Origin of the sequence: Haladaptatus sp. T7 (genome assembly GCF_026008575.1) — an archaeon.
Classification (GTDB): domain Archaea; phylum Halobacteriota; class Halobacteria; order Halobacteriales; family Haladaptataceae; genus Haladaptatus; species Haladaptatus paucihalophilus.
In genome coordinates, this window is record NZ_BROP01000016.1 from 1 (window position 1) to 1233 (window position 1233).

Here is a 1233-nt window from a genome sequence, read left to right on the forward strand (position 1 = left end):
GCCCACGCTGGTGCGCTGCTGGGCGACGTGCGCCACGATCCGTTCCAGTCCGGCGGCATGGAGACGCCGAGCCACGACCGCGTGGAACCCGGTGCCATCCACAAGGCGAACAAGGGCGTGCTGTTCGTGGACGAAATCAACACCCTCGACATCCGCAGTCAGCAGAAGCTGATGACGGCGATTCAGGAGGGCGAGTTCTCCATCACCGGTCAGTCCGAGCGCTCCTCGGGCGCGATGGTGCACACGGAACCCGTTCCGACCGACTTCGTGATGGTCGCGGCGGGGAACCTCGACGCCATGGAGAACATGCACCCGGCGCTCCGGAGCCGTATCAAGGGATACGGGTACGAAGTCTACATGAACGATACTATCGACGACACGCCGGAGATGCGCCGCAAGTACGCGCGCTTCGTCGCCCAGGAAGTCGAAAAGGACGGTCGGCTCCCGCACTTCACGGACACGGCCGTCGAGGAGGTCATCCTCGAAGCCCAGCGCCGTGCGATGCGCAAAGACCACCTCACGCTCAAGCTGCGTGACCTCGGTGGTCTCGTCCGCGTTGCTGGCGACATCGCCCGCGCCGAAGATGCCGAATTCACCACACGCGACCACGTGCTGCAGGCGAAACAGCGCTCGCGCTCCATCGAACAGCAGATCGCCGACGACTACATCGAGCGGCGCAAGGACTACGACCTCACCGTCTCCGCTGGCGACGTGGTGGGTCGGGTCAACGGTCTGGCCGTCATGGGCGAGGACAGCGGCATCGTCATGCCCGTCATGGCCGAAGTCGCACCGTCGCAGGGTCCCGGCAAGGTCATCGCCACCGGGAAACTGCAGGACATCGCCGAGGAGGCCGTCCAGAACGTCAGCGCCATCATCAAGAAGTTCAGCGACGAGGACATCTCGGAGAAGGACATCCACATCCAGTACGTCCAAGCCTACGAGGGTGTCCAAGGTGACTCCGCGTCGGTGACGATGGCCACCGCGGTCATCAGCGCGCTGGAGAACATCCCCATCGACCAGAGCATCGCCATGACCGGTTCGCTGTCGGTCCGCGGCGACGTGCTCCCGGTCGGCGGCGTCACGCACAAAATCGAGGCCGCAGCGAAGGCGGGCGTCGAGACGGTCATCATCCCGAAGGCCAACGAGCAGGACGTGATGATAGAAGAAGAGTACGAGGAGATGGTCGAAATCATCCCCGTCTCGCACATCAGCGAAGTCCTCGAAGTCGCGCTC

1 protein-coding gene is annotated in these 1233 nt (G+C 64.0%); it reads left to right on the top strand.

Features of this window, described 5'->3' with window-relative positions; genetic code table 11:
• Positions 1–1233, top strand: a 1233-nt coding sequence (lonB, locus tag OPC11_RS22045) for an ATP-dependent protease LonB (protein ID WP_264783423.1), incomplete at both ends; no start/stop codon positions are given.